9 protein-coding genes are annotated in these 13,689 nt (G+C 65.3%); 8 read left to right on the forward strand and 1 reads right to left on the reverse strand.

The annotated features are described in order from the left end of the window. Position 1 precedes the first annotated feature (1 nt). Positions 2-469 carry a YbaB/EbfC family nucleoid-associated protein gene (locus ACFWF1_RS16510; RefSeq protein ID WP_379282831.1) on the reverse strand — a complete coding sequence of 156 codons (468 nt, stop codon included), beginning with the start codon at positions 467-469 and terminating at the stop codon, positions 2-4. A 316-nt stretch (positions 470-785) separates the two neighbouring features. Between ACFWF1_RS16510 and ACFWF1_RS16515 the strand changes: the two genes are divergently transcribed. From ACFWF1_RS16515 to ACFWF1_RS16550, 8 genes are all read left to right on the forward strand, one after another. Then, a complete protein-coding gene (locus ACFWF1_RS16515) occupies positions 786-2,459 on the forward strand; it encodes a hypothetical protein (RefSeq protein ID WP_379282832.1) in 1,674 nt (557 codons plus the stop codon). A 32-nt stretch (positions 2,460-2,491) separates the two neighbouring features. Further along, positions 2,492-2,815 carry a WXG100 family type VII secretion target gene (locus ACFWF1_RS16520; RefSeq protein ID WP_379282833.1) on the forward strand — a complete coding sequence of 108 codons (324 nt, stop codon included), beginning with the start codon at positions 2,492-2,494 and terminating at the stop codon, positions 2,813-2,815. A gap of 49 nt (positions 2,816-2,864) precedes the next feature. Further along, positions 2,865-3,344 carry a YbaB/EbfC family nucleoid-associated protein gene (locus tag ACFWF1_RS16525; protein ID WP_357382450.1) on the forward strand — a complete coding sequence of 160 codons (480 nt, stop codon included), beginning with the start codon at positions 2,865-2,867 and terminating at the stop codon, positions 3,342-3,344. Between the two features lie 12 nt (positions 3,345-3,356). Next, positions 3,357-9,038 carry a hypothetical protein gene (locus tag ACFWF1_RS16530; RefSeq protein WP_379282834.1) on the forward strand — a complete coding sequence of 1,894 codons (5,682 nt, stop codon included), beginning with the start codon at positions 3,357-3,359 and terminating at the stop codon, positions 9,036-9,038. After that, positions 9,031-11,505: a hypothetical protein gene (locus ACFWF1_RS16535; protein WP_379282835.1), complete on the forward strand. Its 2,475-nt coding sequence runs from the start codon at positions 9,031-9,033 to the stop codon at positions 11,503-11,505. Before ACFWF1_RS16530 ends, ACFWF1_RS16535 begins: the two co-directional genes overlap by 8 nt. Continuing rightward, positions 11,502-12,311: an ESX secretion-associated protein EspG gene (locus ACFWF1_RS16540; protein WP_379282837.1), complete on the forward strand. Its 810-nt coding sequence runs from the start codon at positions 11,502-11,504 to the stop codon at positions 12,309-12,311. The genes ACFWF1_RS16535 and ACFWF1_RS16540 overlap by 4 nt, the downstream gene beginning before the upstream one ends. 28 nt (positions 12,312-12,339) lie before the next feature. Continuing rightward, entirely contained in the window at positions 12,340-12,642 is a 303-nt protein-coding gene (locus ACFWF1_RS16545) for a hypothetical protein (protein ID WP_379282838.1), read from the forward strand. Positions 12,643-12,766: 124 nt separating this feature from the next. Then, complete coding sequence (locus tag ACFWF1_RS16550) at positions 12,767-13,687, forward strand: helix-turn-helix domain-containing protein (protein ID WP_379282839.1); 921 nt, start codon at positions 12,767-12,769, stop codon at positions 13,685-13,687. The last annotated feature ends 2 nt before the right edge of the window (positions 13,688-13,689 follow it).

Below are 13,689 nucleotides of genomic sequence, written 5' to 3' on the forward strand. Positions count from 1 at the left end.
ATCAGTCGCGGTCGACGACCGACCATGGCCGGGCTTGCGCGTCGTCGGACTCGAGGTTCTTGCGTTCGGCGGGCGAATCGAACGAAGCCCGTTGCAGCTCCGGTGTTTTCGTGCGCAGGTCGGGCAGACCGTCGACCATCGATGACAAGCTCGGCAACCGGGACCGGGTCTTGCGGATCGGCGCGATCAAGTCCTCGGCCTTGCGCACGACCTCGGCCGCGGCCTCCTGGGTCGCCTCGGTAACGGCATCGGCGATCTCGTCATAGCCGAATTCGTCGATGTCGTCGCCGAATTCGGTGTCGATCACGACGCCGTCGGCGTTGACGGTGATGCGCACCTGGCCCTTGGCCGCGGTAGCGGTGGCGGTGAGCGCGACCCGCTTCTGCTGCACCTCGGCGATCGAGCGAATGTGCTGGCCGACCGTATCGAGCAGATCGGCGACATCACCCTTGGCCCGTTCGTTGCTCACGTCGAGTCCTCCTGCCGCCGAAGAAATGTGTTCCCGTGATGCGTGGTGCCGCATCGATTACTTTGCGAACGTAGCACGCCGGATTGCCCGAAAAACCTTGATGACGCCGCAATTACGCCGTTCTTATGCGCCGGGCCGAGCGCTGTTACGCGGGACTTACTCGACGCTGATTTGCATAGTGTTGAATCCCAATTGGTGGCAAGTGCTCGACGCGGCGTTGCGTTACGAGCTCGAAACTACGCTGCGGAGGCTGTTCGGTGGCGAAGGAAAGGCTGCGCGTCGATGCCGCGATGATGAGGAAGAAAGAATTCGTCATATGAACGATCCCCAGCAGCAGAACCCGGCAGGGGATGGCGAGGCTGTCGATGTCAGCTTCAGGCTGAGTACTGCGGCCGCGGCGCCATCGGGTGCCACCGGAAAGCCGTCGGGTGACACCGATGAGCAAGTGGCCGTCGCGCAGGAGACACCCGCTGCGCCAGTCGATTCCGACCCATCGGCGGGGAGTGTCGGCACGACTGAACAGACGGTCGCACCCGAGGCCGCCGCCGAGCTGACGACCGACGACCGGACCGTCGAGCCGCAGTCGATCGAGGAGCAAGCGGTCGAGCTCGCCCACCACATCGCCCGCGAGCTCGGCGTGGCCGGTCCGGACGGTTGGCAATCGCTGGAGGCGGTGTTCTCGCTCACCGCTGCCGGTGGTATCGCCTACGGGCTGTACTACGACGACGCCGATCAGGTCTCCCGGATCGAACCGTCGGCGGAGGTCACCGAGCTCGTCCTGCGGCATCGCGAGCTCTCCGCGCAACTCGGCGACGGACCGTGGTGGCGCATGCTGGTCGATCTCGAGGCGACCGGCGAGGTCGAGGTCGACTACGACTACGGCGACGAGCCGTTCCCCGACGATCAGCTGCTGGCGCCCGACGCGTATCGCGCCGACCTGGAAGCGTTTCCGCGAGAACAGATCCCGGTGTGGTTGGCCGCCTACGTCTTCCACGACGAGCGGCAGTGGCGTTCGCCCGAGCAGGCCGCCGAGCAGGCCCGCACCGACCGCGAGGCGAACATCACCTCGATGCTCGCGCGCGACGAATTTCCCGCGCTGCCCGTGCTGTGGGCCCGCTGGGCCACCATCGCGGCGGCCTTCGTCGCCATCGGCTCCGGGCTCGGCCCGCGAATCCGGCCCGCGCTCGGCATTTTCGAAGGCGCGGCGCGCAGCGGCTCCACCCTGTTCGTGTTGCCCGGTGGCCGCGCGGTGCTCTCGGGTGGCGTCTGGAACGCCCCTGAACTCGATGCCGCCTACAACGACGACGACGAGCTGCCGGACCTGTACGCGGGCGCCCCGGACTGGGTGGCCAATCAGGTGCTCAATGCCCGTGCGGCCCAAGGCATGCTGTCGTTCTGCTACTGGTGGGCCAACGGCACCTGGCACCGCGGCGAATCGCCGAGCGCCGACCAGCTCAGCGCGGCCGTGCCGGGAGTGTGGACCGCGGAGACGGTGGTCGACATCCTGTGTCGGCTCTCGGGCGACGAGCCGACCGAGCAACAGCGGGAAGCCGCGGCGACGCTGGTCGACGCCGCGGAAGCCGGTGTGGTGACCCGGGATACGTTGACCGCCTTGTTCGATGAGCCGGACCACAATATCGACGGCGCCATGTATCAGCTGTCGTTGGCGGGCATCACGACAACGATCCTCGAGTCGCTGCCCGAGGATCAGGCGATCACCCTGGTGCGTCAGTACATCCTCGATCTCGGCGTCGACACCACCGGTTATCCACTCGACCAACTCGTCGCCGAACGCCTCGAGGTCGGCTGGATGGTGTTCGTGCCGACCGAACCCGGCGAAATCGCCATCGGCCGCGCGATCTTCTACATCGCCGACGACGGCGTGATCGAACAGTCCTCCTCGTCGATGCCACCGTCCACCTACTCCGCCGGGTTCGAACAGCGTTTCCAGGAGCGGCAGTCGAGGGCCGGCGTCGATCTCGTTATCTGACCAGGCCGTGATCTCACCAGGAAAGGAACACGATGGCCAAGCCGATCAAGGTCGAGCCGGACGGATTGCGCAACAGCGCAACCGATTTCGAGGCGGTCGCCGATAAGACGAAGAAAATTCTGGAAACGCTGAAGTCGAGCACCAGCAGCAAAGGCGAGGCGTGGGGCGACGACAAGAGCGGTAAGAAATTCGCCGAGGGCGACAAAGGATACAAGAAGGGCCGCGACAACGTTTTCGAAGCCCTGGCCAATGTCTCCGAGGTCTTCGCGCAGAACGGGGAAAACCTGCGGGACTCGGCGAAAATTCACGAGGAGAACGAGCGCATCCAGGTCTTGAACATGCAGCGACGGGGCTGAATTCCGCGATGACGCACGAGCTCGACTTACGATCCGGAGGCTTCTGGTGGTGAATGAATGGCTGCGGGCCGACGCCGCGATGATGATGGAAGCGATGTCGGAACAGATGCAGGGCATTGCGAAGATTCAACGTGATCGCGCTCGGCTCACGGCGACCGTCACCGCGTGCGACAAGCGGATCAGCGTGACCGTCAATGCCGACGGCATTCTCATCGAGACGCGGTTCGCCGACGATATCGGCGATCTGACGCACGCGGAGATCGCGGCGGCGATGACCGAGGCCGTGCAGGCCGCCGCGAAGAAGGTGAGCGAGCAGGGCCGCCAGCTCATGGAGCCGTTGCGGGAGCGCAAGTCCCGGCTGCCGCGGCTGTCGGATCTGCTCGAGGACATCCCGGATATCAGGTCGGTAATTCCGGTGGCGCCGCCCGTGTCGACCGCGCCGCCGAACTCGCCGGAGCGGCGCTACGACGACGACAGCGATACGGAGCCGAAAGCGCGCCGGTCACTGGTCAACGACCTCGAAGACTGAGTTCGCGCCGGGATGAGTTTATATCTGCCGCCGGAGCTGCGCTGGCTGGGCTGGATCGCGGGCGGTACCTGGCCCGACGGTGACGAGGACAAGATGTGGGCGATTTCGGCCGCCTACAAGGACGCCGCCGCCGCGCTGCGGAATCAGATCGCGGATATCGAGGACGCCAAACGCACCGCGATGTCCGCCTATCCCGAGGGCACCGGCGGCGAGAAGATCGGCGAGATGTTCGATCAGCTGCTCAAGGGCGACCAGTCGATGGAGGCGCTGGCCAAGTCCATGGAGCAGGTGTCCGACGCCGCCTTCGATCTCGGCACGCAACTCGAGGCCGCCAAGCTGATGACGATCGTCTCGCTGATCGCGTTGGCCATCGAAATCGCTTGGGCTTGGGTCTTTCCGCCGACCGCGGCCGCTGTTCAAGCGGCCGAGGAGGTGGCCACGCAGTCTGTTATGCGCGCCCTGATGAAGCAGATTCAGGAACGCATTCTGGCGAAGGTGCTTTCGGTATTCGGCACCAAGTTCGCCGGCCTGGCCAAGAATTGGATACTGAAGATCCTCGAGGCCGCGTTGATCTCCGGCACCTTGGACGCGGCCGTGCAGGTCGGGCAGATAGCCAAGGGGCATCGGAAGAACTTCGACTGGAAAGAGTTCGGGGCCGCGGTGGGCTCCGGAGGCGCCGGTGCGCCGTTCGGCCGGATGGGGGCCAACGCCCTCAACAAGTACACGACGAAGTTCTTGGGGAACAAGCTCGAGAACAAGTGGGTTCGGGCCGGTAACGGCGCGATCGTGGGAATCGGTTCCAGCCCGATCGAGTACGCGGCAGGCGGCGCCGTTGCCGCGATGATCACCGGTGATTGGCAAGGCACATTCGGTAGCGGGGCAGGGTGGGTCGGTGGCGCGGCGCGCGGCGGGATGGTCGGCGGTGTCAAGGGATACGTCGGGATCCACCGGATGAACAACAAGAGCTTCGAGATCGACTTCAAGATGCCGAAGGACGGGTCGTCGGATATCCCGAAGCGGCCGGGGTTTTCCTTCGACCTGGGTGGGCTCGGATTCAAAGGGTCCCGGGACGATGCGGGCGGCGAGCACACCACGTCGAAGAACGTGCCGGTCGAATCGAACGGATCGCGGGGTGACAGCCGCAACACCCGCCCCGCCGGGTGGACCGAGGACAGCGGCTCGGCCGGGCAGAATCGGCCTGTCAATGGCGCGGTACGCGACGAACCGGTCGGCAACAACAACTCGGGCACGAACAACTCGACCACGAACAACAACTCGGGCACGAACAACTCGAGCACGAACAAGCAATCGCCGCCGGTGACGCCGAGCAACTACCACGGCAGTCGGCCGGGAGATTCGTCCGAGTCCGGCCGAGCCGGGACGACGCAGCCCGACAATGGTTCGAAAGCCGTTGGCTCGAACCCTAATTCGCGTTCATCGAGCCCGCCGCCGAATCGCCCGGCGTCTGGCGACGGCGTCCGGAGCGAGCCTCCGGCATCCTCGAATCATTCGGAGAGCGGCGGCAGTTCGGGCAAATCGACCGGAGCGCCGCCCCCGCGTACACCGTCATCGGTGAATCTGTCCGGTGACGGCCGCAATTCGGCGGTGCACAGCGGATCGAGCGACCGGCCGTCGAGCAGTCACAGCGACGCGCCCAGTACGCGTCCGGCTCCCGGTCGCGATGGATCGGTGGAGTTCCAACGCCAGCCGGGGTCGCATGCGCCGGTCGACGGTGTCCAGACGCCGGCGCGCTCGACCACGCCTGATACGAATACCCCTGGGGGACAGCCACGTTCATCCGCCGTGTCGGAGGCGGGTTCGACGGGTCCTGGTCAGTCGTCGCGTCCGGGTGCCGTGTCGGAGGCAGGTCCGGTCGGTCAGTCGCAGCGTCCGGCTGGTTCGTCGGAGGCGGGTCCGGTCGGTGCTGGTCAGCAGCCGCGTTCGGCTGCGGAGCCGGGGCCCGGTCAGTCGTCGCGTTCGGCTGGTGTGCCGGAGGGGGGTCCGGTCGGTCAGTCGCAGCGTCCGGGCGGTGCGTCGGAGGCGGGTCCGGTTGGTGCTGGTCAGCAGCCGCGTTCGGCTGCGGAGGCGGGTTCGACTGGTTCCGACCTGTCGCGGCGTTCGTCCGTCGTGTCCGATATGAGTTCAACTGGTTCGGACTTGTCGCGCCGTTCGTCCATCGTGTCGGATGCGAGTTCGACCGGTCCGACTCAGCCGCCACGTCGACCCATGGGGCTGAATCTCGAAGGGCAGCAGCAGCATCCGCCCGTGTCGGAGCCGAGTACGAACAAGCAACCACGGTCATCTGTGCCGCCTCCCGGCTCCGGTGTCGAGACGCCGCCGGTCCGCCGCGCACCGACGCCCGATTCGGATTCGGGCAGCGTCCCGCCGAGGCAGCGTCCGCCGGAGTCGAACGTCGGCGGGACCACGCCGCATCGCCCCGAGGGCGATCGGCCGTCGCCGCGGGGATCGGTTCCGCCGGACCAGCAGTCGGACCACGGCGGGTCGCGTGGGCGCGATGCCGAGTCGGACGGCCGCGTCAGCGGGAGCTTCGAGAGCGACCGGACCCATGACGTGCCGAACGACAAGATGGGGTGGACGAAGGATGGGGACGGCAACTTCGTCATCACCTCCCCGGACGGCACCAAACACGAGATCGATGGCCACGGGAACATGACGGTGCGCCGCGACGGCGATCCGCAGGTCCTGAAGATCGGCGACGACAACGTGATCGTGTTCGTCGGCGCGGAAGGTACCGGCCCGGCGGCTCGCCCCGGGGAAGCCGCGGAAAAGGGCGCGGGTGTGCAGTCGCACACCCGGCCGGATCAGGTCTCGCACACGGTGCTGGACGGCGGCGCGGTGCAGACGAAGGGCCCCGACGGCTGGACCACGACCATAAAACGCAACGGGGCAGCAGAATTCGTCTCGCCCACCGGCGACAAGATCGTGTACAAGGTCGATGGCACCGTGATCGAATCCGGGCCGGGCAAGCCGACCGTGATCACCGGCCCCGGCGCGACCAAGCAGACCGTCGAGCACAACAACGTCGTCACTGTCGAGCTCCCGGACAACACCAGGCACTCGGTATTCGACGCCACGGAAGTGCCGGGCAGCGGGCGGACCGAGCACCCCGACCACACGGTGATCCACTTCGACATGAAGGGCACCTTGGACTTCGGGTGGCGGGATCGGCTCGGCGGCCTCGATCACGACGGCCCGCACAAGCCCGGCGTCCTGCACATGGATCGCCCCGACCGGATCACCCTGGAGTCGACACCCAAGGGCATCAAGGTGTTCGACAGCGACCAAACCACCTATGAGCGGGGTCCGAAGGGATCCGTGCACATCACCAAGCCGAACGGGCACACCGAGACGCGGACGATGAACGAGCCGATCAAGCTGGCCGACGGCTCGGAGTTGGAGCGGACGCCCAATGGCTTCCGGGTCAACCACAAGAGCGACGATTCGGTCTCCGAGATCGGGCCGCACGAAGTCACCTTCACCGACAAGGGTGTGGTCCGCGGGACACGCGGGGACGGAACGGCTTTCGTCAAAGGCACCGACGTGCATGAGATCCGGAGCGACGGAGCAGTGCGGGTCACCGCGGCGGACAAGACCGCGTGGGGCAGCAGAACGGACGGCACCAGCTGGCACGTCGACGACAAGAACAAGGTGCACGTCTCCGATCCCGATGGCAGCGTGGCGAAGCCGGCCGATCCGAAGAACTCGTATGTCGAGGGCGCCGATCTGACAGCCCATGGGCGGCCGCGTCAGCTGAAATCGGACGACCCGCTGACCGGTGGGTTTTTCGCGCCGACCGCGCCGAGCACCGAGGATTGGATTCCGTCGACGTACGACGAGGAGGAGAAGGAACCGCCGCCGGGTCCGCCCGATCCGGATCCGGACTACTGGGATCCGCGGAATAAGTACCACCGGGGTCCGCCCGATCGGGATACGGACGACTGGGGTCCGCCGGACCCGGATACGGACTATTGGGGTCCGCCGTGGCAAGGTCCGGGCGGGAACGACTACTCCGGTGGTGGCGGCAACTCTGGTGGCGGCGATAACTCCGGTGGCGGCGACTCTGGCGGTGGCGATTACTCCGGTGGCGGCGATTACTTCGGTGGTGGCGGCGACTCTGGTGGTTCCGGCGACTCCGGCGGTGGTGATTACTCCGGTAGTGGCGGCAACTCTGGTGGTTCCGGCAACTCTGGTGGCGGCGATAACTCCGGTGGTGGCGGCAGGTCCGGCGGAGGTCGAGGCGACGGCGGCGGTCGCGATTCGGGCGGCGGTCGCGATTCCGGTGGCGACCGCGACCCGTCCGGCAATGACCGGACGCCGCCGCCCGAGGACCGGCGGCCACCGCCACCGCAACCCCCGCAACTGGATCCGGCGGTGCTGTCGAAGATGCTGCAGAACCTGCACGGCGCGGGCGAGATGCCACCGCCAGATGGGGAGGGCTCGAACGGGGACGGCACGGGCCAGGGGACGAATGGCCAAGACGAGCCGTCGCCGGACTTCCTGCGCCTCGGTCCCGATAGTGGGCTGCAGTCGTCCACGCCGGATTCGAGGAGTGGCTCGGGATCGCAGGGGCCGGAAGGACTTTCGAACAAGCCCGACATGGATGCCCTGCGCTCGTTGCTCAACCGTGCCCCGGGCTTGGCTTCCGGCGGCGCGGGCCAGCAGGGGGTCACCGATCAGTCCGGCCTGCCGAATCGGCCCGGCACCGGAGTGGGCCAGGACCCATCGCGGGATTCGACCACGCCGAACAGGCCGGGCGCGCCCGGACAAACGGGAACTTCCGGCCACGACACCGAATCGGATCGCTCCGGCTCGCCGCGTGACGCGGCCCGGCAACAGCCCCATGACTCGAAAAACCTTGACGGCAAAACTAATTCGGATGCACCAAGGCAGGGAGAGCGCCCCGGCGCGGACTCGCGTGCCCCAGGTTCCGACAGTCAGTCCGATACACCAGGTTCCGAGAGCAAGTCGGATGCGCCGGGTTCCGAGAATAAGCCGGGTGCCCCGGGTTCCGAGAATCGGTCCGACGCGCCGGGTTCCGAGAATCGGTCGGACGCGCCGGGTTTCGGCGACCAATCGGACGCGCCAAAGCAGGGCGAACATCCTGGCGCCGACTCGGGTGCCCCCGGTTCCGAGAATCACTCGGGTACTTCGGATTCCACGGATTCATCGGGTCGCACCGGTACCGGAGACCATCCGGGCGCACCGGGTTCCGGTGACCGATCGGGCACGCACGGGTCCGACGGGCATACGAGAATCCCGGAGCAACACGGGAACTCGGCGTCGGGTCAGGACGGATCGCAATCGGCCATGCCGGGGCGCCCGCCCACGGCTCCGATGCAGGACGGGCACGCACCGTCCGGGTCGCCGTCGTCGCCTGCCGGGTCGCCGTCGGCGCCCGGGGCTGCGGCGTCGGCCGCCCCACCGCCCGGCGGTGTCGCCGGCTCGGGGAAGAACAAACAGTCGCGTCGGCCGCGCAAGAAATCCGACAAGCCGCGAAAGCCGCCGAAGTCGTTCCTGCTGCCCTCGCCGTTCGACGAGCCCGAGCAGCGCGCCGGCCCCGACGAAAACTCCACCGACGTCCCTTTCACTTTGGGAGCTTCGACCTCGGTGACCGAACCGGTCATCGACACGCGAGCCACCACGCAGACCACGAGGAGTACCACCGATGGCTGATGACATTCGCAACGACTGGAAAGACCTCCGGTCCGGGGCGGACCACCATACGCTGAAAATGTTGAAATTCGACGAGAAGGTCGTCACCGCTTGTGTGCAGCAGTGTTTCAACATGATCGGCAAACTGAAGGGGTATCGGGAGTTCATTACCAAAAATGACCTGAATAACTTGAAGAGTTGGTCGACGATCGAGCAGGGCGGCTTCAATCTCACGAAGCTTTTCAACGCCAAGGGCACTGAAGTCTTCGATGACCTGGACACCCTGCGCTGGACGATGGAAGATATGGGGGACACTTTTAGGAGTGCTGCGGGGAACTACCTGCGTGCGGACAACCAGTCATCGAAGGCCCTGGAGGCTGTCGGTGACCTGCAGGATCCGAAGCTTGTCGAGACGAAAGCGCCACCGAAGCCGGACGAATGGGCGCCGTCCATGAAAGGCGTACCCGAGGCGCCGAAACCCAGGATTGCCGGTAATGCAGCAGCGATCCAGCCCGAGACTGCCGACGGCTGGTCCTATAACAAATTCAAGAGTTTCAACGACGAGCTCATCGGTCGGGACAGGGCCGCATTCGACACGGGTAACCTCTATATTTGGTTGGCGGGCCAGCTCTCCTCGGATTTCTCGGATCTGAACGGCGCACTGAAGGGCGTAACCGCAGAAATGTGGGAGGGAAACGGTGCGGACAAAGCGATGAAGGCAGTGCAGCGCTTCACCGACAACACACTACCGTTCACCAATAGCTTGATCGATCTCGGCAACAATCTAATATATTGCGCGCGGTGGTTGTACGACACGAATGCCATGTTGCCTGCCAAAAATTGGGACAACGATTGGACGACTACTTATAACTACTCTTATGACAACGAGGTGAATAATTGCCGCGAAGTCTATAAGAAATACTATATGGCCGGAGTATATGGCGCCGTAGCTGCGATGCCCGGCATTCCTATGGCTCCACCGCCGAGTCCGCCGCCCAATAATAATAGCAATAACAACAATCAAAACAATAACAATCAAAACAATAATAACAACGGAGGTGGCAATAATAACAACAACGGAGGCGGCGACAACAACATCGATAAGAATAGCCCCAATTACAAGGCTGGTTTTGAGGACGGCCACAAGCAAGGCCTGATCGACGGTAAGAACGGTAACGGCGGTGGTGGCAACCAGGGCGGTGGTGGCAACCAAGGTGGTGGGGGTAACCAAGGTGGCGACAATCAAGGTAGCGGTGGTCCGGGTCCCCAAGGCAGTGGTCCCGGTCCTCAAGGCAGCGGCAGTGGACCAGGTGGTCAAGGCAGCGGTCCCGGCGGATCGGGCAGTGGCATCGACAAGAACAGCCCCGAGTACAAGGGCGGTTTCCAGGAGGGCCACGACAAGGGCGTCGCCGAGGCCAAAGGCGACGGCAGCAAAGGCGGTGGTAGCGGCAGTAGCGGCAACGGCAGCCCTGGCAGTGGCAGCAGTGGCGGCAGTGGCAGCACCGGAGGTCCGGGCGGCACCGGCGCGGACAATCCGCACGACAACAACAAGGCGCAAACACCCGACCGGCCGATCAAATCGGTACCGATCCCGCCCGGCAAGCAGCCCCCGAAATCACCTGACGAGCTGCTGAAACAACTGCAGGACGGCAAGAATCCGTTCAAGGATCTGAGCCCGGAGGCGCTGGAGAAGATCGGGAAGGATCTGCTCGGTGGCCTGAGCCCGGAGTTGCTGAAGCAGATGACCCCGGAGGGCTTGCGGAAGCTGGGGGCGGATCTGGTGTCGAATATGACGCCAGAGCAGCTGAAGAAGTTCGGCGCGGACATCGTGGGCGGCCTCACCCCCGACGGGGTGAAGAATCTGAGCCCGGAAACGTTGAAGAACTTGGATGCGGAAACCGTGCGGAATCTGAGTCCGGACACATTGCGCGACATTGCGCGGGTACTGCCGCAGATCCCGGGCGGTACGGATCTGCTCAAGACGCTGACCGACGGAATGAATGGATTCACGAAGACAATCGGCGACGTCGTCAAGTCCGGCACCGACATTCTCGCGAGTCTCGCGCACAATCCCATGCTCGGTATCCCCGGTATCGGCGAACTGCATCCGATGAACGTGGACAGCGCGCTCCCGAACGAATTCGCGGTGGCCCTGCACAACGGTGCCGGAATCCCCAGCGGTGGCCCCGGTCCTGGTCCGGGTCCCGGTGGCGGCGAATTGCATCCGCCGGTCAACGCGCACTCGGCCCCGGTGGAGGCATCGAGGTTGTTCCCGCGGGCGGCAATTCAGTCCTCCCTCGACGGACACCAGACGCTGACGTCGTCGCAGGCGGGCTCTGCCGGTATGCCCATGGGCCCCGGTCCTGGTCCTGGCGCGCATAGCGCGAGCACGGAGTACAAGCGCGGTAAATTCCTCGACATCGCGGAAAACATGGATGAGGTGCTCGGGCCGGACATTTCGCGATCGAAGCCGGTGGTCGAGCCGTGACCCAGCAGTGGGAATTCACCGCGCTCGAATTCATGGTGCTGTGCGACCGCTACCACAGCGGTTCGCTGCCTCGGCCATTCCTGTTCGAGAGCGACGAGGTGATGCTGGCCGACGAACTGGAGCGGCGTAAGCACCACACCTGGGAAGATCTGCGGCGTCGGCTGGACGGCTCGTTCGACAGCGTGATCGAGGTGCTGAATTCGCCCGAACTGTATGTGCTGGTGAGTACCTGGGACGAGAAGGACGGCCTCAACATCGAGAAACAGCTTCGCCTGCACGCCGCGCGTGCGGGCGCGCTGGGGTACCTCATCCGACAGTCGCCTGCCAAACTCACCTTCGACTCGCCGATGGTAACCATCACCGAATGCCATCCGCATGACCTGGTCGCCGCGGTGGTGCGGGCGCTACCGAACGTGGAAGCCGGTCGGCAGCGCGACATTCCGATCGTGACCGACTCGCTCGACCAGGACGAGCCGAGCTGGGGCGCCGACTTCGTCCGGGACGACGTCGAGGACCGGCCTGCCTACCAGACGCGGCAGTTCTACCAGCGCCGTGCCGATTGCACCGGACTCATCACCGTGGTGCAGGGCCGGTCGAAGTACGGCCCGCGCGGGATTCACGAGACGGCGTTGGTGTGGCGCGACGTGACCGACGACGGGCGCTACGTGTGGTCGCGGGACGAGACGCCGATCGCCGTCGGCACCAGCAGGCGGCGGCTGGCCGAAAGACTCCAACGCGAGACCGACCACCTGATGGAACGCCTCGAAACTCATTGGGAATGGGGACGTCCCGACGACCGGTACTGAATGCTGATCAGCACGACAGGAGAGTGACATGTCCGAAGGCAGGATCCGCGTGGACACCGCGCGATTGCGGCAGGCCGCGAACAAGATGGATGGTGTCGGCCGCAGGACCGGCGACATCATCAGCACGTTGAAGAACAACCTGAATGTGCAGGGCGAGGCGTGGGGTAACGACGACTACGGCGACAAGTTCGCCAAGGGCGAGAGCGGCTACACGAAGTCCTCGAAGAACCTGCTGACCGGCGGCGACAACATGGTCGAGTCGGCGGGCAAGTTCAACAAGGGCATGAACGATGCCGCGAACAAGATGGACAAGATGGACGGTGCCTCCTGACCGCGAACAATTCGCACTTATCCCGCTAGCTCCTTGACGAAGGGTGCTGTGCCGATACGTAATACCTATCGTGACAGCATCCAGTCGCGGTGGGCCCACGTCCGGGAGCGCGGCGGAGTTCGCCATGGACTCCACGCTCCCTGGTGCCGGCACATGGGGATTCGACGCGCATCGGCGTGGCTGGGAGGCGGAGTTCGGCCCGGGGCTGCCCACCTTCGACGCGGACACCACCGAGGACTTCCGGGTCCGGGCTCATGCGGTCCTGATGGGCGACGTGTTCATGGTCGATATCCATGGCGCGTCGGGCATCTCGACCGCGCGCCCGTCGGAGGAGACGGACAAGGAGATCCAGCTGTACGTGGTGTCGCGCGGCGCCTACACACTGCCCGGATCAGCCGGTCGCAGTGCGCACACCGTGTCGGCCGGGCAGTTCCTGCTCCAGCATTTCCCGCGACCGCCGCAGTTGGACATGGCACCCGGCACCGCGGCGAAGGTCGTCGTCACCACGCCATCGCCCGCCCTCGAACCGCTGCTCCGGAACCGGATGATCGCCGGACCGGCAGACTCGGCCGAGCTTCGGCTGCTGCTGGCGCACGCGGAAATGGTCCGCGCGACGATAGCCGACCTCAGTCCGGCCGGTGTGGAAGCCGCAGGCAAAGCCGTGCTCGAACTGCTCAAGGCGGTGGTACTGGGCTGCTTCGACGACGTGGAACCCCGACTCACGCCCGCCCTCGCCCAGGCGGCGAAGGACATCGCGGACCGCAGACTCGCCGATCCCGAACTCTCCCCGACGGTGCTGGCCCGCGAACTCAACGTCTCCGTCCGCACCCTGCAGCGAGCATTCGCCGCGGAAGGTGAATCGGTGGCCGCCTACATCCAGCACCGCCGCCTGCAGGAGGCTCGACTCGCCCTCACCTCCCGCAACCGACTGAGCGTCTCCGAACTGGCCGCCTACTGGCAATTCTCGGACCGAAGCCATTTCATCCGAGCCTTCAAGAAGGCATATGGCCTGACTCCAGCCGAATATGCCCGCGCCGCATCATGATT

This window comes from Nocardia sp. NPDC060255, assembly GCF_042727395.1.
GTDB lineage: Bacteria > Actinomycetota > Actinomycetes > Mycobacteriales > Mycobacteriaceae > Nocardia.

Excerpts from the sequence above, each read along its gene's own strand:
- ACFWF1_RS16535 (WP_379282835.1), top strand. The coding sequence starts at position 9,031 with ATGGCTGATGACATTCGCAACGACTGGAAAGACCTCCGGTCCGGGGCG.
- ACFWF1_RS16515 (WP_379282832.1), top strand. The coding sequence starts at position 786 with ATGAACGATCCCCAGCAGCAGAACCCGGCAGGGGATGGCGAGGCTGTC.
- ACFWF1_RS16520 (WP_379282833.1), top strand. The coding sequence starts at position 2,492 with ATGGCCAAGCCGATCAAGGTCGAGCCGGACGGATTGCGCAACAGCGCA.
- ACFWF1_RS16545 (WP_379282838.1), top strand. The coding sequence starts at position 12,340 with ATGTCCGAAGGCAGGATCCGCGTGGACACCGCGCGATTGCGGCAGGCC.
- ACFWF1_RS16530 (WP_379282834.1), top strand. The coding sequence starts at position 3,357 with ATGAGTTTATATCTGCCGCCGGAGCTGCGCTGGCTGGGCTGGATCGCG.
- ACFWF1_RS16550 (WP_379282839.1), top strand. The coding sequence starts at position 12,767 with ATGGACTCCACGCTCCCTGGTGCCGGCACATGGGGATTCGACGCGCAT.